Source organism: Photobacterium swingsii (assembly GCF_024346715.1).
In the GTDB taxonomy this organism is placed as follows: domain Bacteria; phylum Pseudomonadota; class Gammaproteobacteria; order Enterobacterales; family Vibrionaceae; genus Photobacterium; species Photobacterium swingsii.
In genome coordinates this window covers 2,543,449-2,567,217 of record NZ_AP024852.1, presented here as the reverse complement: position 1 = coordinate 2,567,217, position 23,769 = coordinate 2,543,449, and the positions used below count along the sequence as shown (strand labels likewise).

The following is a 23,769-nucleotide window of genomic DNA, read 5'->3' as shown; positions in this document are numbered from 1 at the left end:
TAGCAGTAGAGTGTAACGAATTTGACTGAATAGAGGCTGACATTTCGTTGACTCATTATTTTGATAAATATAAAGCTTATAACGATCTAAATAAATGAGCGCTACAAATAAAAAAGCAGCTCTTATTCTGAAGAGCTGCTTTTAATGAGTCAAAATACCGTGTTGTTAATTCAGGATCATGATCAAGGTACCTGCAATCGTCAGTAAGACGTTGGCAATAGCATACGTACCCGCATAACCTAATGCTGGAATGGTACTGCGAGCATGTTCGTTAATCATGTCCATCGCAGGGGCACAGGTACGGGCACCTATAATCGCACCAAATAGTAGGGCACGGTTCATTTTAAGCACGTACGCACCGAACAGGTAAGCCACTACGACAGGGATCACACTGACCATAATACTGGTTGCGAATACCGCAAAGCCGACTTCAGACAGTGAGTCAAACAAGTTGGAACCTGCGCTCAAGCCAATACCCGCCATGAAGACCATTAAACCTAAGTCTTTGGTCATATTGAGCGCCCCTTGTGGCACATAACCAAAAGTAGGGTGGTTAGCACGTAGGAAACCTAGCGTAATACCTGCAATCAACAAACCTGCGGCGCTACCTAAACCAAAGGCAATATGGCCAAAGGTCATGGTAATACTACCGATCAGCATGCCGATGATGAAGAAACAACAGAAAGCCAATAGGTCGGCGATTTGGCTGTGAATTGAAATGAAGCCGATGCGCTCAGCTAAACCTAATACACGGCTTTTCTCGCCACTGACCTGCAAGATGTCACCTTTATCGAGCAAGATGTTGTGATCCATCGGCATTTCGATTTGGGCACGTACTACACGGTTTAAGAAACAGCCGTATTCCGACAAGTTTAAATCAGACAAACGCTTACCAGCAATATTGTCGTTTTTCACCACGATCTCTTCTTCCACGATACGTAAATCGAGAAGGTCACGGTCGAAAACTTCTTTACCGTTGCGGAAACTTGGATCCAATCGTGCGTGGCTATCTGGGTAACCTACTAATGCAATTTCATCGCCTTCTTGTAAAATCGCATCACCATCAGGGTTTGCTAAAATACCATTACGACGTACACGCTCGATATAACAGCCTGTCTGACGGTAAATGCCTAACTCTCGAAGGTTTTTACCATCAATCCAGTTAATGAGCTCTGGACCAACTCGGTAAGCACGAATAATAGGTAAATAGACTTTACGTTGACCTACTTCACCTATGCCTCGCTCTTTAGCGATTTGTTGTGACGATTCAGCTAGATTTTGCTTTTGCAATTTCGGCATCAGTTTTGCCAGCATAATTAAGCTAACAAGACCAACAAGGTATGACATTGCATAGCCAACGCTTAAGCTATCAACCATTTGCTGGATTGCAGTACTATCTGTGATACCTGCCAAGCCGCCATTCAGTGCATCTTTTGCACCTACCAAAACAGGCGTTGCCGTCAACGACCCTGCCATCAAACCTGTCGCCAAGCCAATATCGAGGTTGAGCTGTTCAGCCATTGTCATTGTGATGGCGATTGACGTGAGTAATACGACGAGAGCGAGTAGAAGGTAGTGTTTTCCGTCTCTGAAGAAGATACCGAAAAAGTTGGGGCCTGCTTCAATACCCACGCAGAAAATAAAGAGCATAAAGCCAATATTGAGCGCTTCTGTATTAAAGGTAAAACCAGCATTACCGAGGAGAAGGGCGGCGAGTAGAACGCCAATAGAATTGCCTAATTGCAAATTAGCGAATCGGATCTTTCCGACACTTAAGCCAACAGCAAGAACGACAAAGAGCAACAAAATATCATTTTGGTGAAGCAAAGCTGCAACGTCGATATTCACAACAAATTTTCCGGAACAATGGGCACGCGATGAGTGTGTGAAGTCTAGCTGATTTTATGGACAGGTTATAGATTTTTAGTGAAATATTTTTTTCCAAAAACACATTGTGTTTAATGCAAAAAAGTGCTTTAAAAACAGGTGGAAACAGGACGTAATACGGTGCTAAGTTTAAAGCATGATAAATTATTCAGCGGAACAGTCATCTTATGCTGCTTATCCTTTGAATTTACAGTTATTAGACAGCAAAAAGCCAGTCATAGACTGGCTTTAATATCGCGTAATGTTCGGCATTATATCTTTACTAGAGTACCGAGTTACGGAGCGAGGTTACGCAGCTTGGATTATTGGAAAAGATCCAAGTTTTCTTTTGCGTATGCTTCAAATTCAGTACAGCCGCCGATGTGCTCTTGATCAACAAAGATTTGTGGCACAGTTTCTACTGGTTTACCCACTGTTTTTTCTAGATCTGCTTTGCTGATACCTTCAGCGTGGATATCAACGTAGCGGTAGTTAAAGTCTTCACGGCTTTCTTTTAAGTTTTCTGCTAGGTCTTTAGCACGAACACAGAATGGGCAACCTGGGCGACCAAAAATAACAACGAACATACACTCTCTCCTTAAATCAATTGTGCTTACTATATCGTGGCTCACGACATTGAGGAAGTGGGATTTATCGCTTGATGTGATAGATAAAACCGATTGATGGAAAATTTTTCGAGAAAGCACAACTTTTGTTCACCGCAAAAAGATAAAACCGAGCATAAGCTCGGTTTTATCTTTAATCTGGCGTTATATTGAACTTAAAAGTCGAAGCGGATACCGGCCTGAAGCTCATCGTTATTTGCTGATTTATCAGTGTTCTTATCTAGCTGATTAAACTTATAGCCTGCGTAAGTGCGAAGGCTGCTGTTAATTTTGTAGATACCTTCAATGGCAATGTAATCTTGATTGTCTGTTTTCTTACCATCGACCTTAGCTTGCTGTTTGTTGTACACGCCTTGGAAAATGAATTGATTCAGTTGATAGGCTGCAGCCAATTCGTAACCTGTTAGGTCGGTTTTGGTTGAGCCTGTTTCCGATTTACCGCCAGCATAAAGACCAGATACCATGAAGTTTTCTAGGCTGTAGCGTGCGACTAAGTTGTATTGGTTAACATCGGTGTCTGCACTTTCTTTGCCCCCAACATAACCTGCACCAAAGTCTAAGCCAAAAGGCAGCTCGTAAACGGCAGAAAGGCCGTATGAACGCGTATCTTTCTTATCGTTTTCATTAACAATGTAGTTAGCTGTCACTGTTAATGCATCAAAGTTACCTGAATAAACGAAGTTGTTTTGCTTTTTGTCACCGTTACCCGAAATAAGATCAGCGGCATCACCGCCAAAGGTAGCCAAAATATCAGTGAAGTCTGTCAGGATAACTTGCGCAGAGTCTTGCTGTCCGTACGAGAAAGCACCAAAGTTAGTGTCTAAGCCTGCGAAAAGGTAGCGAGTATCAATGGCTTGTCCTTTACCATCTTTTACTTCTAGCTCGTAAGTACCAAATGCCGTCAGGCTATCAGTAATGTCTGACTTGCCTTTTAGGTTGATACGAGCACGCGATTTATCTTTGAACGTATCATTGCCGTTTTCCTTACCGGCACTGTCATATTTATGGTTATCAGATACGTTAAAGCGCGCTTCAGCACGGCCGCCAATTTTGAGTGAGTTTGTATCATCTTGATAAACCGTTGCTGCGTTTGCAATGCCTGACGTGAGTGTTGCCAGAACTGCCGATGCCAATACTGTTTTTTTCATTTTATTTCCCCTAGAAATGTTTTGTTAGGCTTCATACCTTGTTTGATGGGGCTAGGTTAGTGGCGGTAAGTGACGGATAAATGAAAAAAACAAGGCATTTGTATGACAGAGGCAATGCTAGTGCTGTCTCAATTGTGACAGTTCGCTAGTTATTTACAGTACGTAAGATGAACACTAGATAAAGTTGCTTTACATCAACATTACCAAACGTAAACCAATGCAACTTAAGTGGCTGAATGTGGAAAATAATAAGAGAGAAAATCTATCCGTATAACGCAATAAGGCGGTTATACGAATGGATTTTCAAATTGGGTAGTAGGGGTAGCTATGTTTCAATTTATGACGTCGACACGGATCGTTTTTGGTGAAGGTGCGCTGAATAACTCGCTGAGCGCATTTAATCAATTTGGCTACAGCGTGTTATTAGTGACAGGTAAAGACGCGGTCCGCTCTGAGCCCATCATTAATTATATAAAGCAGCAAAATATGCGCTATCAGCAAGTCGCTGTTCATGGCGAACCCTTGATTGCCATGATTGAAGAAATGGCTGCGATGGGGCGTAAGTTTCGCCCAGATATGGTCGTTGCAATAGGCGGAGGAAGTGTTTTAGATTCAGGCAAAGCACTTGCAGCCCTAATTCCCAACCAGGGGAGCGTTTATGACTACGTTGAAGTCGTTGGGCGTAATGTGCCGCTTCAAGCTAAACCTTTGCCTTTCATTGCGATTCCAACCACGGCGGGCACGGGCTCTGAAGTCAGTAAAAATGCTGTGCTTCGATCTGCTCAAGAAAATGTCAAAGTGAGTCTACGCAGCCCAGATATGCTGCCTGATATGGCTATTGTAGATCCCACATTGACTTACGGCATGGATCCTGTCAGTTCAGCGTGTTGTGGTATGGATGCTTTTACCCACTTGATGGAAGCTTATGTTTGTGGGGATCCAAATCCGCTCACCGATATGATTTGTGAAGAAGGACTACGACGATTAGCTGGCGCGATTATCCCTGCGTGTGAAGATGATGATCCAAGAGCACGTTCAGACATGGCTTTTGCCGCCATGTTAGGGGGAATGGCACTAGCGAATGCGAAGCTAGGCGCAGCCCATGGTTTAGCATCAGCTTTGGGTGGGCGGCTACAGGCGCCACATGGGTTGATTACTGCGCATTTATCGCCTTATGTTATGCAAGAAAACGTCCTTGCGGCACGCGAGGCTGGCCGTGCCGATGTGCTAAATCGCTATCGTCAGTTGGCTTGCTTGCTGACTGGGCGCATGAATGCAGAAATAGGGGACGGGATAACGTGGACGAAACGGACTTTACGTCGTTTGAATTTACCTGCGGTGAGTGAGTATGGCTTTTGTGACACCATGTTTAGTGAAGTGGCGGAAGATGCCATGTTATCGAATGCGATAAAAGGAAATCCATTACCGCTCAACAAAGACCGCCTTTTGGGCATTTTAGAGCAAATTTGCGACTGTTGTGGTACAACAATAGGTCAAACCCCGATAGAAAATGAGTAACAAGGATGAATCACACTATCGAGACGTTGTTAGCGCATCGCTCTATTCGCAAATTCTCACCTCAACCGATTGAAGCACAAGTACTTGCCACCATTCTAGATTGTGGCATTGCTGCTTCTTCGTCGAGTTTCATCCAATGCACGAGTGTCATACGGGTGACCATGCCTGAATCTCGTGCTCAACTTGCGGCTTTCGCTGGCAATCAACCTTATGTTGAGACTGCTGCAGAGTTCTTAGTATTTTGTATCGATTTTCATCGGCATCAACAAATTCACCCTGAAGCTCAATTAGGTTTTACTGAGCAAACGCTCATCGGCGCCGTTGATTCTGCGCTTATGGCACAAAATTGTTTAGTCGCGGCGGAATCTTTGGGGCTTGGTGGGGTCTACATTGGAGGTATTCGTAATAATCCTGAGCACGTTTCGCAATTATTACAGTTACCTGAGCATGTGATTCCATTGTTTGGTTTATGTTTAGGGCATCCAGCGCAAAACCCTGAATCTAAACCTCGATTACCACAATCTATGATAGTGCATCAGGAGCAGTATCAAGCGTCGTTAGATACTCAAGCATTGGCGGATTACGATAGGAGAGTCAGTGAGTATTACCGTAATAGAACGGGTGGAAACAAAGAGACGACCTGGTCTCAGCAGATAACTGAGACGCTCACTAAAGAAGCGAGGCCTTTTATGCACCGCTTTATTACAAATAAAGGCTTTAGTACCCGATGAGGGTCGGTTACTATTACTTAAGTACAAAAAAATAAGCAAATAAACTACGATTTTGTCTGAAATTACGATTATTTCATAAAAACAACAGAGTAAAGCGCTTAAAAATAATAATTATTACGGATTACACTATGAACCCATTTCGTAAAGTGGCCATGTTAGCGGTATGTGCTGCTTTATTGAGTGCTTGTCAGAGCACCAGCGAGCCTCAATCAGCGACGGTTGAGATTAACGCTGAAAATGCTTATCAAAATAGCCTACAGCGCCATAATTCTTGGCAAAAAAAGCTACAAGGCATCGATTTTTTAGAAATTTATTCGCCTGAGAAGTTTGCTTTAATGCAATCGAGCTGGGCTAAAGCTGATAGCATTTATAAAGAACTTGTTAATAATCCAGATCTTGCCTTAAAGAGTTATTCACTGTTTTCTTCTTCGACCTATTTGGATCGTTTTAACGATGAAATCACCGTTGTTGAAACGCAAATGAAGGCATTAGAGCGCTTGAAAGAAGAAGCGGACGAGGTACTTGCTCCTGCAATGGCGCAAATGCAGTATTTAGATAGTCTAGATGCAAAAAAATATTACCGTTCTGAATATACTCGGATTGGTCGTTTGTATGCACGCTTGTTTAACTACATAGATCGTGAAGATGTGAGTCAAGCGCGTACCAAGCAAGATGAGTATTTGGAACGTGCGCATAGCTTAGAAGTGAAAACGGTAAAGAAGATTTATATCGCACCGTTAGAAGCACAGCTTGATCAGCATCGTCGTAATGATGTGCGCTATTACGCGCCTTTGAGTTATAACCGCGTCGAGATCAGGATCGAATCAGGTAAAGCGACCATAGATGCAACGCCTCGTGATTTTGCTGCGATTGAGGTAGCGGTCAAAGACATTGAATTTGAATTAGCTCATGCCGCTCATATCGCATTGGAAGTTAGCACCATGCGTGATCTCAGCAAAGATCAGCATGAAAACTTCATTCTAGAAATGGAAAATAAACTGCTGAGAATATCGAAGGCATTGAATGACCAAGATTTACGTGATCAACCTATTCGTACACAAGCGACGTTAATCACGAATAATGTAAAATCGGCACGTCTACAGTATGTGGCTAAAACATCATTGAAAACCAATGAAGTGAGCCAGCGTGCGGCAGCATTAGAAGCTTTGGTGAATCAACAGCAAGCTGAGATTTTGGCATTGAAATTACAGCTTGAACAGAAAGCCACGCCATCATTAGCTGTACCTGATTCATTTGATGAGGAGTCAACTGCGCCTGATCAAGAGCCAGTAACGGCTGCTGTCGATCTTGATGACGAGCATGTAGATGAAGCTGAATTGCCCATTGACGGTGAGACACCTGACTCGGACGTTCAGTAAAGCTGGTGCTTTAACTTGAGTGAGTTTGTTCATAACAAAAAAGAGGTTGCTCAGTGCAACCTCTTTTTTATTGGTGTTTTTTAGCTATATCGCATTAAGCAATATTGTGAGCCCAACCACCTGCACCTTTTAGCCACTGGTGTAAGTGTTGCTCTAGTTCACCGAGTTGGTCTGGGCCGATAATAGCCAAACCTAGGTCTTGGGCACGCACTAAGTCGTGATGGCGAAGTGGACGGAAGCTTACCAGCATTGCACGTGCTTGCAGACCACCGAGTAAGTCACGTAACGATTCTAGCTTGTATAGCGTATCGTCACCGTCATCACGCATACCTTTGGTTTTACACTCAATAATATGCAGTTTATTATTGACCACAGTTGCTACGTCTAACTCATTTCTAACTTCACGCTCACCAATTTTACGGTAAACCTGCACACCAACAGAATGGTCTTGAATCGTAGGCAAGTCGCTTTGAATCGCACGAACCGTACTGTGAACCAGATTTTCTAACCATTCACCATTAGCAAAGCGGCGGGCTTCTTCATGTTTAAATGTCAAAGAGCCATCTTTGTAGGTTGCTAATCCTGTTTCTTCCAGATCAGCCAATAGCATGCCAAGTTCACGGTAACCTTGTTGTTTTTCACTGAGCGTTACAGTGAGGCACTGTTCTTTTCGGCACGTAGTCGCAAGGTAATTAAGAGTCGCTAAACCTGGGCCTAACTCGAGTGCTGAACTTGCCCAGCGTTGACCTAGCTCGCGTAGCTGATCGCTAAGTGCTTCTGGAACCAATTGTTCTGGCAGTTCACAGCGTGCACCGAAAATAGTGAGGTAGTCAGTGAGTTGGATGCGGTCTTCAACTTGTTGTTGTTCACGATCAGAGGGGTAAAGCCAGCACATTTCATCACTAAAAGGTTCGATGACATAAATGGGCCAATGAAAAGTGCGGAATACTTCATAAGCAGACAGCAAGCGATGACGTAAACCACAGCTGGCGTTAAACCATACTTCAGATTGTGATTGCTTTAGCTTTTCAGCGAGTTCATTAAGACACTGGCGAATACAAGTAATATTGATGGAATCAGGAATAACGAAGAATTCTGCATCAATGTTTCTTGGCGTTAAAATGGAAGACAGGCGATCGTATTGTTCGCGTTGCGCTTCTGTACCAATAAAAATCATTTTATTGGCGGGTACACCATGGTCTAGTAACGGGGTTATCAACCGAACGGGGTCTTGGTCGATAATGCCAACGTGAGTAATCATAAGTTCCTACCTTTAAAGTGTCTCACTGATCGCTGTGGCTTATACAGTCACCAGTGGCACGAGGTGATTTTAGTTCTAATATTGTGACCGTGTGGCAGCAGTAAATAGGAGATAGCCAACCAAAGCGCTTTGAAAACACCACACGGTATAGGGCTGATTTAAATCATGCTTGCTTAAAAAAACATCTTAAAAGCAATAATGTATTTAATATCGCTGAGTAAGATATGGTGTTTCATTAATCAAAATTCAAGCAATTGCTGTGTAAATTAAGCAATTTAATTCTGCCTTTTACTTAGACCTGAGTGTAAATCCAAAGTTTCAATGGCATGTCCTCATAATGTAAATTTATCTATTTGTTACGATCTTCGCGCTATTCCTCGTTCTTTTCACTGAATTCAATAAAAGCGGCTGAAATGGGTTGAAAAAAAAAGTGTGGCAACGACAATGTAGCGATACGCTCAAACCTGAATATACCTATGACTAAAAAACTCACCATTCTTGATATTGCGAAACTCGCGGGGGTCGGTAAATCGACGGTTTCTCGTGTGCTGACTAATGATCCTAAAGTGAAAGAAAGTACCCGTATTAACGTTGAGAAAGTGATCCGAGAGTCTGGTTTTGTGCCCTCTAAATCTGCTCAGGCAATGCGCGGTGGTAGTGCAAAAGTGGTGGGTATTATTTTATCGCGATTAGACTCGCCATCGGAAAATAAAGCAGTGAGCGGGATTTTAGACGTTATCTATGCTGCTGGTTATGATGCTGTCATCATGGAGAGCCAGTTTTGCGTTCAGAAAACCAATGAACACCTTGATGTATTAAAAAAGCGTAATGTCGATGGGGTGATAGTATTTGGTTTTACAGGTTTTGATGTTCAAGCGATTGAAACATGGCAACATAGAGCCGTTGTTATTGCAGTTGATACCGATGCGGTTTCGTCCGTTGGTTATGACAATGTGGGTGTGATCGAGTTGGCAATGGCGAAACTCCAGCAACTTGGTAAGCAACATATAGGTTTTGTTGGTGTCGATCCCAGTGATAAAACCACGGGTTTAATGCGCTTAAATGCTTATATTAACTACTGTAAAGCGAGTCAGCTAACCCCTAATTATTGTCATGGACAGCTAAGCCATGAAAGTGCCTATCAACTTACCGATTCGATTCTTACCGATGACACCGATGCTATTGTTTGTGCCAGTGATACGTTAGCGCTTGGGGTTGCGAAGCGCTTGCAGGAATGCAACCGTAGCGATGTTATAGTGTCGGGAGTTGGCACGAACGAATTACTGTCCTTTATTTTTCCCAATACCTTCTCAATTGATCCTGGCTATTTCAATGCGGGTAAGTCATCTGCTAACTTGTTGATTAAGCAACTTTTAGGCGAGCATGCTATTACCCATCTGACACAAGAAGCGCATTTGTAACGCCTATCTGCCATTTATCACCCATAGTTATTCTGTGCTCGTATTGTGAGCTTTCTCATGCTTTGGGAATGTTCCCATTTTAATTTTAGGTCAGGTTTGCCATTATTGTTGCAAGTTGATTTGGGAATGTTCCCACTTATGTTGACAGACATGATGTAGCAGTTCAAATCAAAGCATAACAATAATAGTCGTAGTGAAACTCTAGGCTTAATACGGGTAACTGATGCCCCACATAATGAACGGATATCGATATGAGTAAGATAGACAGGCAGCATATTGAGCAACTCATCAAACATATTGGCGGAAGCGAAAATATCGCGGGTGTTAGCCATTGCTTAACGCGCTTGCGCTTTGTATTGCAAGATAATGATAAAGCAGATGTGAAAGCCATTGAAAGCATTCCTATGGTGAAAGGTTGCTTTACTAACGCAGGTCAATTTCAAGTTGTGATTGGTACTGAGGTTGACGCCGTTTATAAACAATTAAACGAAATGATAGGCCAAGCGGGCGTGAGTAAAGACGAAGCCAAAGTCGCAGCCCGTCAGAACATGAGTTTGCTAGAGCGTAGCATTTCTCACTTAGCGGAGATTTTTGTACCATTACTGCCTGCGATTATTACGGGTGGTTTGATCCTTGGATTCCGCAATGTCATCGGCGATATTAAAATGTTCGATGGCCAAACCTTAACTGAGATCAGTCAGTTTTGGGCGACAGTACACTCATTCTTATGGCTAATTGGTGAAGCCATCTTCTTCTTCCTGCCTGTCGGCGTTTGTTGGTCTACCGTGAAAAAACTCGGAGGTACGCCAATTCTCGGGATAGTGCTGGGGGTGACGCTGGTGTCACCTCAGTTGATGAATGCCTATTTGATCGGTAAAGAAGTGCCCGAGGTATGGGACTTTGGTTTGTTTGTTATCGAAAAAGTCGGCTACCAAGCACAGGTTATTCCAGCCATGCTAGCGGGTATAGCGCTTGCACTGATTGAGACCAACCTTAAGCGTATTATTCCTTCTTATTTGTACTTAGTGATAGTGCCGTTTGTCTCTATCATTACTGCTGTGATTTTAGCGCATGCCTTTATTGGTCCATTTGGTCGCATGCTCGGTGATGCGGTAGGTGTTGCGGCTAAAGCAGCGATGACAGGTGATTTTGCGGTCATTGGCTCAATGATTTTTGGCTTCTTATATGCACCGCTAGTGATTACGGGCATTCACCACACCACCAATGCTGTGGATCTGCAATTAATGCAAGACATGGGGGGGACACCAATTTGGCCGCTTATCGCCTTGTCTAATATCGCTCAAGCTTCTGCGGTTGTCGGTATTATTTGGATTAGTAAAAAGCACAACGAACGTGAAATTTCAGTACCCGCTGCTATTTCTGCCTATCTCGGTGTGACTGAACCTGCCATGTACGGTATTAACCTGAAATACAAATTCCCAATGTTGAGCGCCATGATTGGTTCAGCATTAGCGGCAGCAATTTGTGGTAGTGCGGGAGTGATGGCAAATGGTATTGGCGTAGGTGGCCTTCCGGGGATTCTTTCTATCCAACCGCAATACTGGATGACATTCGCTATCGCCATGCTCGTTGCGACAGTCGTACCTATTGTCCTTACGCTGGTGTTATATAAACGCGCACAAGCTAAAGGGGAAATCGAGTCTTCACCTCAACCCGCTTAACGATAACAGCAATTCAGTACGAATAAACAAGATTCCACATTAAGCTGCACCTTTTTTAATAAAAGTATCGATGAAAGGTGCAGCCCTTAGCAATATGACGATTTACGTGAGCAAGTAATCATGATGACAGAGCAATATGAATGGTGGCGTACCGCAACTATTTATCAAATTTACCCAAAGAGTTTTTGTGATAGTGGTGCTAAGGGTACTGGCGATATCAACGGGATTATTTCTAAACTTGATTACATAAAAACACTCGGTGTTGATGCAATTTGGTTAACACCTGTGTATGAATCACCAATGGTTGATAACGGTTATGATATTGCCGATTATTACCGAATTAACCCAGACTTTGGCACCATGGCTAACTTTAATGAGTTGCTAAGCCAAGCGCATCAGCGTGGTATCCGTATTATCATGGATATTGTGGTTAACCATACGTCGACTGAACATGCATGGTTCAAATCAGCATTGGGTGATAAGACGAGTCCATACCGTGATTATTATATCTGGCGCGATCCTGTTGAGGGTGCAGAGCCGACGAACTGGCAATCAAAGTTTGGTGGTAATGCATGGGCACTCGATGAGCAAACTGGTCAATACTATTTGCACCTGTTTGCGAAAGAACAAGCCGATTTGAATTGGGAAAACCCAAAAGTTCGCCAAGAAGTGAAAGACGTGATCAGTTTTTGGGCTGAAAAAGGCGTCGATGGTTTCCGCTTAGATGTGATCAACCTGATTTCTAAGCAGCAAGATTTTGTGAATGATGATATAGGTGATGGGCGACGCTTCTATACCGATGGCCCACGTGTGCACGAATACCTGCAAGAAATCAGTAAAGCGGTGTTTCAGAAATACGGCTCAGTGACTGTGGGTGAAATGTCTTCGACTACGTTAGAGCATTGCCAACAATACTCTGCACGCAATGGTAAAGAGCTGTCGATGGTGTTTAATTTCCACCACCTAAAAGCGGATTATCAAAACGGTGAAAAATGGACGAAAGCGCCATTTGATTTCTTACAGTTAAAATCGATTTTTAATCATTGGCAGCAAGGTTTGCATGCTAATGGCTGGGGCGCATTGTTTTGGTGTAACCATGATCAGCCACGTGTTGTGAGCCGCTTGGGTAATGATGAGGAATACCGCGAACTGTCTGCCAAGATGTTAGCCACCTCGATTCACATGATGCAAGGCACACCGTATGTCTATCAAGGAGAAGAAATTGGGATGACCAATCCTAAGTATGCTTCGATTGATCAGTACCGTGATGTTGAAAGTACCAATATGTATAACATCATGGTGAATGAACAAGGTGTCAGTGAAGCGGATATGTTGGCTATTTTGGCGCAAAAATCCCGTGATAACTCACGTACCCCGATGCAATGGGATGCCAGTGCGCACGCAGGTTTTACCCAAGGTACGCCTTGGCTTGAGGTTGCCAGTAATTATCCACACTTGAACGCAGAACAAGCAGTCGCAGAATCTGATTCTGTTTTTCATTATTACCGTAAGTTGATCGCATTGCGTAAAGAACTTGATGTGATCACGACGGGTGACTATACCGATTTGATGCCTGAGCATGCGCAGCTGTTTTGTTATAAACGCCAGTCAGCGAGTCAAACCTTGGTGTGTATTAATAACTACTATGGTGAATCGGTAGAGTGCGAAATACCGCCTGAGATTAAGGTAGCGGAAGGGACGTATATCTTAGGTAACTACACAGATTTAGCTGAAGCTGAATGTGCTCAGAAGCCAGAACAAAAGCTAGTACTTCGCCCTTATGAGTGCCGTGTTGTTTGTATTGATCACTCAAAGTAACTGGTTTTCCGTAGACTCCCCCTAGCTTGACCCTTGGTTTGCACACCCGAACCAACAGGCTGAGTAGATGTAAAAAAGGCTTCCAATTGGAAGCCTTTCGTTTATCTTTTGTTTGTTACAGCGTAGGCGTCGGCACTTGTGAGGCCAAAAGCCAAATAGCCAAGATGAAAAAGATAAGCCCCATAAACTTGTGCTGGTTAGTGCGGAACTTTTCATTCTTCAATAATGTTTTACCTAGGCTACCCACTGTGGTGACTAAGAATAAGTTAAACAGTAAGCCCAATACGTTTAGGAGCAAGCCTAGCACCAACATTTGCTCGCCTGACGTTGCTGTTGATTGGGGCGATACAAATTGAGGTAAAAATAGCACAAAGAAAATAAGCGCTTTAGGGTTCAGTAAATTACTGATCACGGCACGACGATATAAGGTTTTGGCTATACCAGATTGAGCTTCTAATTCAGGTGCATCTGATGGGGTTGTGCGCATGCAATCCCAGCCCATCTTTAATAAATAAGCACCGCCCATCACACGAAGGACTTCAAGCGCAATCGGGTTCATCGCAATCAGTGCTGATACGCCCATTGCCGCCAATAGCGTGAGTAACACCCCTGAGGTTGCATTACCTAAGCTGGCAAATACACCTACTTTTCGACCGTAGCTCAGACTAGAGCTCGCAATGAGTAACATATCTGGGCCAGGGATCAGCAATAAAGCGACCACCGCAGTTAAATAAACAGGCAGTATAGAAAAATCAATCATGGTGTTGGTACGTTACTGTTATATGGATTCAGAAGGAAGGGCTGGATTTTATACTATTTGGTAGATAATTAAAGCCGCGAGGGGATCAAAAATCAGATGTTATTCCTATATCTATTGTTATAAGCAGTAGATAACAAATGTCATTTTAGTTACGAATATGTAGCCAACTAAAGCTGGGGGCGTGAGTAGATTTGTTTTGTTCGATTTTGGTGCAGCTGATTCTTATTTATGATTCTCATATCTGTTTTAAGATAAATTCAAATACTCGTACATACTTAGTAGTTATAGACCGAAGGTTTAAGTCTATTTTATGAATCGGTATGCTGCGAGGACGAGGCGATGCATCAAGTTGAGGTGGGGCAAGCTGCTGTTGTTGAAAGTGTCGAAGGAACGGCATTTTTACTTACAGCGAACGATCAAGCCATACTGATTGAAGCGGGCATGGTGTTAAAAGTGGGGCAGGTCATAGTGACAGATGACGGTGCTCAAGTCTTGGTGTTTATCAATGGTGATTTGGTGACTGTTGATGCCAATTGTGCAGCGTGCTTATCTCCTACTTCAACAGCCGACACCTCAACCAACTCTTTGATTCAACAGAATACCCAGGCGGTTTCCCAATCGTCATCGCTAGCGCTTACCTCTCCAGATGACGCACAAGGTGTTGATATTGCAGCGATCCAAGCCGCTATTTTAGCTGGGCAAGATCCTACTACGATTTTAGATGCACCTGCCGCAGGTAATGATGATGGTTCGGCCAATGATGGGTTTGTTGCCATTGATTATAACTACCTTTCAACCTTGGCCATGGCGGGTTACGACACCGCTTTTCAGCGCTTTCCGAACCAAGATGACGATGATGAAAAGCCGTTTATTTTAGCTGCTGGTGGTCAATCGGTTTCTATTGTTCTGACGGAAGGGGATTTACAGCCTTTAACTTATCCCGTCGATGCGCAGCAGAGTGTTCTTATTCAATCTGGCTCTTTGCCCTTGGAACCAAGCAGTGTGGTATTTGAAGCCGCGTCAGTAGCTCAAATTATTAGTGCATTATCTCAAACGGTCACTGCGAACGGTCAAAGTGTCAGCTTTGTTTACAATCTTGCTGATAATGAAATTGTAGGCACCAGCAGTGAAGGCGTGGTGGTGATTTTTGGCTTAAACGCCCAAACCTTAGGGACTGATTTAGTGGTTTCCTTAACGGTTGAGCAGCGTTTACCCATCGATCATATAGTGGCGAATAATGGGTTAGTTTCAGTCGATGGTGAGCAACTGAATGTGACATTTTCTGTTCAAGCTTTTGATGGTGGTGGCAATGCAATGCTAGCGCCTGTCACTATGAATGCGGTGTTGAATGATGGTGAGTTCCCTGCGTTAGCCACAGACCCTGGGGTTGAATTACAAGAGCAAAATGATCCGCAAACAATCAATGGTCAGGTCCCCCTTGATGTCGGGAGTGACTTTATTGAAAGGGTCGATTTTGCAGCAGATCAGCCGCCCCTAGTTGGGTTAACCAGTAATGGTTTTGCCACTCAATTCTCAGTGGTTGGCGATACTATTTTAGTGACACGCGCCGACGATCCTAATATTGAGGTTTTACAAATTGTCATCACCACGACAGGGGCTTATAGCGTGACCTTGTCGCAACCGTTTGACCAAGACCCTATCACAGATGTAACGGTATTAGCCCTTGGTGTAACGGTGACGGATAAAGATGGTGATACCAGTAATGTTGAGAACGTGAATATTAAAATTCTCGATGGTGCTGATCCTGATGGCGGGAATAAAGGACGGATCCAAGTCGTTGAGGGTGATCTTGATAGTACGGTGACGGTAGAACAATACCCTGTTTCAAACAGTGACAGTTTTGTGATTAAAGCGGGGGTTGATCGCATGGTGCCCGAGTCACTGATTTTGGACCCTGCGTTTGAACAAACACTGATACAAGAACTCAATTCACTGACGAGCAGCCGACAAGCCATCACCTTTACGACAAGCCAAGCGGCGACAGGGGAAATAACGCTGACGGGGCGATTAGCCTCAGGCGAAGAAGTGCTGAGCGTGGTTATGACTCCCATCCAAGATGGTCAGAATATTCTGATATCCAATACGATGATCCAACGGTTGCCATTGGATCACCTGAGCCAGTCGCAGACATTACTCACAGTTACCGACCAACAACTTGAATTTAAAATACCGCTTCAAGCGCAAAACAGTGATGGTGATTTTTTAGGGCAGCCGGCAGTATTGACCGTTGCCTCAACGGATGGCGAAGCTCCTGCTTTTGTTGAAGATCAAGGCAGTGTAATCACTGAAGTCGGAACGATTGATGATGGTCAAATTGAGATAAATCTGGGCAGTGATGTGATGCAGTCGGTCTCATTTTTATCATCCCAACCGAGTGTTGAAAACCTCACAAGCCATGGTTTTGCGACTGATTTTAGCGTCAGCGCGAATGTGTTGACGGTATTTTTGGCGTCAGATCCAAGCCAAACTGTGTTGACTGTGACATTAGCAACCGATGGCAGTTACACCTTGGTGCAAAGCCAAGCGCTAGACCAAATTAATGCTGAAGATACCACTGAACTTGTGCTAGGGGTGACTGGACAAGATAGCGATAACGATGTCACGGCGCCAAATGGTGAGTTGATAATTACCATTAACGACGGCCTTGATCCCAGCGGTGCTTTTACCACCCAAGATAGCGCAGATTTACGAGAAGGTAGTTTATCCATTCCCACTGGACAAGCGGGTGGTTATCCCGCCACTGATACTGCAAGTTTTACTTTTGCAGCAGGCGTAGATCGTTTAGACCCAAGCAGTATTACGATAGATCCTACGCAACTGGCAGCCTTAATTGCAGAACTAACCGCAGATGTTTTATCTGCAGGGCAAGCGCTGAGCTACAGTTTTGACGCTACAACCAATACCTTAATTGGGGAGTTAGCTGGACAAACGCTGCTTGTGATTACCTTTAGTGCGGTTAATGTAACTGGTGTCAGTGCGGGCGTGAATGCTGGTGCTGAGGATGTCAGAGTTAGCCTGACAATGACGCAAAATGCACCGCTGGACCATAACATTAATGGGAATAGCCAAGGTTTGGTTCAAGTGACTGGTGAACAAATAACAATAAACTTACCGCTTCAAATACAAGATACCGATGGGGATGATTTAACCACCACCGCCTTAGTTGAATTGGTGCTGCGTGATGGCGATAACCCTGTTATTAATTCTCCAGCGCCTGCTGCAGTGTTGGAAAGTGATATTGATGGGAATGCGGATAATCACCAAGGTTCGACCCCGTCGGGAGTCGGTAATATTGATGCTTCACTTTTTACCGTAACTACGGGCAGTGATGAAGTGGTGACCTTCGTTATCAACACAGCCTCTTTTAATCAGCGAAATCCCACCCTGACCAGTGACGGTGCTTTGATTGAGCTGCAAGATGCGGGTAGCGGCGTATATCAAGGTGTCGTGGCTGGTGCTGGGCAAGGTGGTGCGGATAAAGTTGTCTTTGAGTATGTTTTGCAACCCACAGGAAGCTATACATTTACCTTATTGGGCGCATTGGATCATAGCGTGCAAGGTGCCGATACCTTAGTTGTCCTCTTGCCTATTCAAGCGCAAGACCAAGATGGTGATTTGAGTGACATTGTAAATCTTTCTGTCGTGGTAACCGATGATGTCGCCAATGGTCGTGATATTAGCTTTTCGGTGACAGAAGGTGGTGGCGTAACTAATCGTGTTAATTTGTTACCTGCTGCCCGTGAAGGGGCTGATGACGCAAGCGTTACGTCTGTTTTTGATCAAGGCCAAGAAATTGTCCTTACCGGGACAGGCTTTAATAGCATCCCGATTCATGATGATCGTGGGGTATTGTTGGGCCAGCTTCGCATTCGCGGAAATGGTCGGGTTGAATTTATTGTTGAACCCAATATTGACCATGATAGCGCGACGTTAACACATCAAATCCCTTACAAAGTGACGGACGGTGATGGGGATATTGCATTAAGCACCATTACCTTAAATATTGCAGATCAGTCACCCATTGTGATTATTGAAATCACCCCACTACAAACGTTCGAAGATGTCGGTCGTGTGCCTGACCCCGATGAAAGTATTATCGATCCACCCACCGGTCAGCCTGTATTTATGCAAGTGAGTGTGGGGGATGCGGATCGTGGTGAGCGCATTGGTGAAGTGTTAATTCAGGTTCCTACCACTGAAAATGGTGATTTCTATCATGATGGCGTGAAGCTAGATAAAACGCCAGATGGCCAGTTTTATATTGTACCCGTGGCCGCATTTACCACGAGTGATGGCATAGTTTATGACATGAACAATGTCAGCTTTCTACCAACGGCTGACTTCTCGACCATTAATGGTGATTTAAATTTTGCGGTTCAAGTGACAGTCGATACTGACGATGTGCCGCATCCTCCGATTCCTGCGACCTTTACTGTTTCTGTGTTAGGTATAGCGGATATTCCAACGTGGGATTTTGATCAAACCGAGCTCCACTACACAGGGCGTGAGGATGAGGCCAATATCGCGCTGCAATTAACGGCGGATTTGAATGATACCGATGGCTCAGAAACGCTCTTTTATATCGTAGAAATTCAGCCCGATGCGAACGGTGTTATCAATGGCACCTTAGTGGGGAGCGGGCTCGTCAGTACGGGGCCAAATCAGTGGCGAATTGCCGCCGCGAATATTGATTCGGTGCAGGTTAATCCAAATGATAATTACAGTGGTGATATTCGACTAACTGCGATCGCACAAAGTGAAGAGCTTGCTGTGTTCGATGTACAAAATGCGGATTCAGTGGCGATTGAAATAGTCGTGAATGTATTACCTGTCGCGGACAGCGCAGTGCTTAAAGTGACACGAATAGAATCCAACGAAGATGTTCGTATAGCTTTGGGTAATTTCATCACCTTGTCAGACACAGATGACACCGATGGTTCAGAAACGCGATTTATTCTGGTATCGGGTTTACCTGTTGCCAGTAAGGTGTTTATTGACGATGTAGAACAAGCTCCAAATGCCGACGGTAAATATGAAGTCCCGATTGATCAGCTAAGCTTACTGACTTTTCAACCGACACCAGAAAGTAACCTTAATTTTGAATTGACCATTGAGGGTAAAGTTGTTGATACCGCGGTGATTACGGATGTTGCGGGTGATCCCCAAACTGTTCAGGATGTGTTTATCACCCCAGCTAAGCAACTCGAAGTGGCGTTAACAGGCGTTGCCGATGTACCTGATTTTGTTGTGGCTGATGACCCTGATGGTAGCCTCGACCCGGGTGACTGGCAGAAGTTACCCACAGAGCTAGGGGTCGAAACCCTAATTTTAGAAGATGGCACCGCGACACTGAATTTCGATATTGTTTCGGGTGAAGACGCGTTAAAACAACCGAGTGATAATTCGGAAACCTTAACCTTAGTTATTTCGAATATTCCAGCAGGCGTGCAGATTTTTGATGCCACGGGTAATCCTCAGACACTGACCTTTGTCGGTAATGATGCTAGCGGTAACCCTATGTATGAGGTGAATTTATCATCACTGCAAAGTATCAGTGTTGTTCCACCATTGCACAGCACGACAGATATCGAACTCAAAGCGACCTTGGTGACAACAGAAGATGATGGCGATCAGTTAACCTCTGAAGGTGTTATTAAAATCAATATCGCGCCAGTGATAGATGCCGTGGATTTTACCAAAACCACCTCAAACGGTGCATTAGAAGATACCACCATCAATATTGATTGGCAGCCAGCAGCTGACGAAGGCTTTATTGATAATCAGGAACAGATTGTTGGTTTTAGTATTGATGCCATCCCGAGTGATTACAGCTTGTTGATTGATGGCGTGGTGTTAACACCACAAGCGGGTGGGGCGATAGTGCTGACAGCGGCTCAAATCAGTGCCTTGCAAGCGGGTAGTCAATTACAGCTGCAAGCGCCACAAGATTCAGATCGTGATTTAACCCTCACCACACGTTTAACCATAGAGCAAACCGATCCTGATGGTGAGCCGACAGCCACCAAAGAGATCATCGGCAGTTTAGTGGTCGATATTCGTGCGGTTGTTGAGCCTGATGGTGTTTTGCAAGTTGAAGATAGTACAGGTGCGGCGGTCAGTAATTTGCAAAGCAGCACGCAAGGTGTCATTGATTTAAGTAACGGTGCGAACTCGCAAGGTCAGCTCAACTTTGTTGAAGATGATGCGCCGACACCGCAAGATTCAAGTGATGAAATTGTGCGTAAAGTGGTGATCAGCTTCCCCACAACGGACAGCAATGGCGATCCCTTACCTGAAGGTTTTGTGGTGGTAGGTGGCTTTCATGATGGGGAAGGAAATTGGGTTGTGCCAGAAAGCCAACTCAATAACATTCAGATTGTTGCCCCGAGTGGTTACACAGGCACATTTGATTTAACCATTAGTGCGCAAGTGCAAGACCAAGGGGACAGTAATGCTGCAACAGGCATTCCAGAAGGTGATATCAGCTCACGGGTCCGCTTTGATGATGTACTTACTTTAGATTTCTCACCAAATACCTCGGTTAATACTAATCAAGCGGGCACAATAGTGATTAACAATGCCGTGATCACAGGGGATGAAGATCGCACCGTTAATCTGGGTGTTCAGCTTGGCAATATTGTGTCGGTTGCCGTTGATGGTAATCAAACAAATGATGTTTTTTCATTGGTTATTCAAGCCAGTGATCTCCCAAGTGGTGTCACTATTGGTGGCACTGAATTTGATTTTGTTAATGGTGAGTACGTTATTCAGGTGCCGGTTGATCCAACAACAGGCGACGTTATATTAACGAGCGTGACATTGAATTTGGCAGAGGATTTTGCCGGTGACTTTGATTTCCCTGTACGCTTGGTGACTACCGATATCACTAGCGGAGACGTGAATACTGAGAATCTGACGTTGCAGGTACGTGTTGCCCCCATTGTTGACGTGCCGAATGAAGGTAACCCTGAACTTAATATTAATGTGGTGCAAACAGCAGGGCTAGATGCAGATAAACAACCGATTAGTAAGACGGGAAATCCTGAAGCTATCTTAACGGATGGCGCTTATGAAGATGGCATTATCACGTTAGCATTAGCGGCTACCTTGGCCGATATAAGCACCAGCTTAGATGAAGGCTTGGAAAGTGTTGATCAAGCGACACTGTCGGTCGATGCCGCCCTTGGGGCTTTTTTGGTGACTAACCCTGATGGCAGTGTTACCCCAACACAATCGATAACTGTCGGTAGCAGTGAGTTGAATGCCATTCAGTTCCAACCTTTTGAAGACTACAGTGGTCCTGTCAGTGTCGCTGTGGATGCTGTCGTTATTGATAATGTGACTTATGACTTAACGGCGCCAGCAACAGCCGCTGATTCGGGGAATGTCATAACCAATATTCAGTTTGATGTGATCCCTGTGAATGATGACGTTCAATTCAGTGGTACAGACCAAGTCATTGTCGGTGAAGAAGAACAAGCTGGCGGTATATCCTTGGGCGCAGTGGCGTTTCAACTTGATGATATTGATGGCTCCGAGTCTATGGTGTCTGTGCTTCTAACCAATGTACCTGATGGCTTCTTGATTGGCTCTCCAGCCCGTAATTTAGGCGGGGGGGAATGGAAAGTAACGGTTCCCGCGAACAGTACTAGCTTTGATTTATCTGGGGTTAACCTGATCCCGCCGAAAGATTTTAGTGGTGATGTGGAATTGGGGATCACGGTTTTTACCAAAGAAGACTTATTAAGTGAGGTTGCCGAGAAAAGCACAACCGTGAATGTGACAGTGACGCCAATTGGGGATCGGGTCGATAGCGACATCACCACTACTTATCAAGGAACTGAGAGCGCCAGCATAACCCTTGAGCTCAATGTAGAAGCGCGAGACAAGCAAGACAGTGTCAATCCGCCCGTCAGTAATATCACAGAGAACCCTCCTGAGTCACTCTTGGTGACCATATCGAATGTACCTGATTCCAGTACCTTTGAAGTACCGACCAACGGAACAGCAGTCAACCTTGGCGGTGGTGTGTGGCAGTTTGAAATTGCGTCGACCCAGCTCAACAGTTTGGTGTTTAACCCAGTGAATGCCAACGGAGAAATAGTACTGGCGGTTAATATTCGCGGCGTTGATAACGGCGTTGCAGCGGAAGATAGCTTGGCAACCAATCAAACTCTAACCCTGAATGTGACGGCTGAAAATGATGCGCCTATTAATGTTGTACCCACAGGACCATTGTCGGCGGATGAAGATCTTCCTCTGACTATCTCAAACATTGTTATCACCGACGTGGACGCACGTGAGAATAATGGTGACATAACCGTGGCATTGAATGTGAACAGTGGCTTGCTCACCTTACTTGATACCACTGACATTATTGTCACAGGGCAGGGAACAGGGTCACTTCAGATTACAGGGCAAATTGATGCCATTAATACTGCGCTAGCTGTGGGCTTAAGCTATCAAGGTAATCCAGATTTTCATGGTAATGACACGCTGACAGTATTCACCAACGATAATGGTAATACAGGTATACCTGGGCCGCTGACAGATACCAAAACGGTTGATATTACTGTTCAGCCTAAACCCGATATTCCGACACTGACATTAAATCGTCCACAAACGGCAACGATAACTGCAGCGACAGCTACCTTGATCCCGCTGCTTGGCTTAATGGCTGCCGTGGCCAATCCTGCTCCTGATGAGCTCACTATCGTGGTGAGTGGCTTAAATGGTGGTGTGCTGGTGAATAGCAGTGGCACACCTCTCGGTACATCTATTGATGCGAACAGTACACGATTAACACCAGCGGAGCTGACAGACTTGCATATCAGCGGCCTCAGCGCAGGGTCGACAGCACTGTCAGTACAAGCACAATCAACTGTTGCTGGAGAGACTGAAGTTTCTGCGAATACGATAGATATCAATATTACAGTGGAAGCCAGTGATGATTTAGCAGTAGGGGCGACAGCGTCATCTGACGGAAATTTGGTGATCGGCGGTGACGAACCTGAAACGCTAACGGGAGGCAGTGGTAGCGATATTTTAGAGGCTACTGGTGGTAACGATATCCTGATTGGTGGTTTGGGTGATGATATTTTAACGGGCGGCAGTGGTGATGATTTATTCTTGTGGCGTAGTGAGGATATTGCCGCGCATACCGACGAGATCACCGACTTTGAATTAAATAGCGATCAGCTTGATATCTCTCAGATCTTGGATGATCAAAATAGCGATGGTTTAGGGTTAGATGATCTACTGGCGAGTATTACTGCAAGCGGTGATAACAGCGCGCTCAGTCTGGATGTCAATACCAGTGGTGGCGGAACGCAGGTGATTAACTTGTCGAGTGTTGGTCTATCAGACTTAGGGCTAGCAAGCGGAGCGACAAGTGAAGACATCATTACTCAGCTATTTAATCAACAAGCATTTAAACTGGATTAACCTCTATTTGAATGAGTGACGAGTGATTGGTCTTCTTGTTCAGCCAGTTAGCAAAATATCTCGTGTTAGTTTTTTGTCAATAACATGCGTAGAG

At 44.5% G+C, this 23,769-nt stretch carries 12 protein-coding genes; 7 read left to right on the top strand and 5 right to left on the bottom strand.

All coding sequences use genetic code 11. From position 1 onward, the window contains the following. Positions 1-165 precede the first annotated feature (165 nt). From OCU77_RS11670 to OCU77_RS11660, 3 genes are all read right to left on the bottom strand, one after another. Positions 166-1,848 (bottom strand): aspartate:alanine antiporter, encoded by a 1,683-nt coding sequence (locus OCU77_RS11670; protein WP_048900200.1) that lies wholly within the window; start codon positions 1,846-1,848, stop codon positions 166-168. Positions 1,849-2,189: 341 nt separating this feature from the next. Then, positions 2,190-2,453, bottom strand: coding sequence for a GrxA family glutaredoxin (locus OCU77_RS11665; protein WP_048900199.1), 264 nt, complete (start codon positions 2,451-2,453; stop codon positions 2,190-2,192). Between the two features lie 194 nt (positions 2,454-2,647). Beyond that, on the bottom strand, positions 2,648-3,640 hold the full coding sequence (locus OCU77_RS11660; RefSeq protein ID WP_048900198.1) for a porin: 993 nt from the start codon (positions 3,638-3,640) through the stop codon (positions 2,648-2,650). 327 nt (positions 3,641-3,967) lie between these two features. Between OCU77_RS11660 and OCU77_RS11655 the strand changes: the two genes are divergently transcribed. From OCU77_RS11655 to OCU77_RS11645, 3 genes are all read left to right on the top strand, one after another. Continuing rightward, complete coding sequence (locus OCU77_RS11655) at positions 3,968-5,158, top strand: iron-containing alcohol dehydrogenase (RefSeq protein WP_048900197.1); 1,191 nt, start codon at positions 3,968-3,970, stop codon at positions 5,156-5,158. Positions 5,159-5,163: 5 nt separating this feature from the next. Next, positions 5,164-5,889 (top strand): oxygen-insensitive NADPH nitroreductase, encoded by a 726-nt coding sequence (gene nfsA, locus OCU77_RS11650; protein ID WP_048900196.1) that lies wholly within the window; start codon positions 5,164-5,166, stop codon positions 5,887-5,889. 128 nt (positions 5,890-6,017) lie between these two features. Next, on the top strand, positions 6,018-7,268 hold the full coding sequence (locus tag OCU77_RS11645; protein WP_048900195.1) for a hypothetical protein: 1,251 nt from the start codon (positions 6,018-6,020) through the stop codon (positions 7,266-7,268). A gap of 94 nt (positions 7,269-7,362) precedes the next feature. Here the strand turns inward: OCU77_RS11645 and OCU77_RS11640 are convergent, their stop codons facing one another. Further along, the gene (locus OCU77_RS11640; RefSeq protein ID WP_048900194.1) at positions 7,363-8,529 is read right to left on the bottom strand and encodes a Card1-like endonuclease domain-containing protein; all 1,167 of its coding nucleotides are present in this window, start codon (positions 8,527-8,529) and stop codon (positions 7,363-7,365) included. Positions 8,530-9,005: 476 nt separating this feature from the next. On the opposite strand from OCU77_RS11640, the gene treR reads away from it, so the two are divergent. The 3 genes from treR to treC all read left to right on the top strand — a co-directional run bounded on the left by treR (position 9,006) and on the right by treC (position 13,450). Continuing rightward, on the top strand, positions 9,006-9,950 hold the full coding sequence (gene treR / locus OCU77_RS11635) for a trehalose operon repressor TreR (protein WP_048900193.1): 945 nt from the start codon (positions 9,006-9,008) through the stop codon (positions 9,948-9,950). Between the two features lie 251 nt (positions 9,951-10,201). Continuing rightward, positions 10,202-11,632: a PTS trehalose transporter subunit IIBC gene (gene treB, locus OCU77_RS11630; RefSeq protein ID WP_048900192.1), complete on the top strand. Its 1,431-nt coding sequence runs from the start codon at positions 10,202-10,204 to the stop codon at positions 11,630-11,632. Between the two features lie 120 nt (positions 11,633-11,752). After that, on the top strand, positions 11,753-13,450 hold the full coding sequence (treC, locus tag OCU77_RS11625) for an alpha,alpha-phosphotrehalase (RefSeq protein WP_107302885.1): 1,698 nt from the start codon (positions 11,753-11,755) through the stop codon (positions 13,448-13,450). Positions 13,451-13,565: 115 nt separating this feature from the next. On the opposite strand, the gene OCU77_RS11620 is transcribed toward treC, so the two are convergent. Continuing rightward, on the bottom strand, positions 13,566-14,210 hold the full coding sequence (locus OCU77_RS11620; protein WP_048900190.1) for a LysE family translocator: 645 nt from the start codon (positions 14,208-14,210) through the stop codon (positions 13,566-13,568). Positions 14,211-14,549: 339 nt separating this feature from the next. On the opposite strand from OCU77_RS11620, the gene OCU77_RS11615 reads away from it, so the two are divergent. Continuing rightward, positions 14,550-23,675, top strand: a complete 9,126-nt coding sequence (locus tag OCU77_RS11615) for a retention module-containing protein (protein WP_048900189.1) — start codon at positions 14,550-14,552, stop codon at positions 23,673-23,675. The last annotated feature ends 94 nt before the right edge of the window (positions 23,676-23,769 follow it).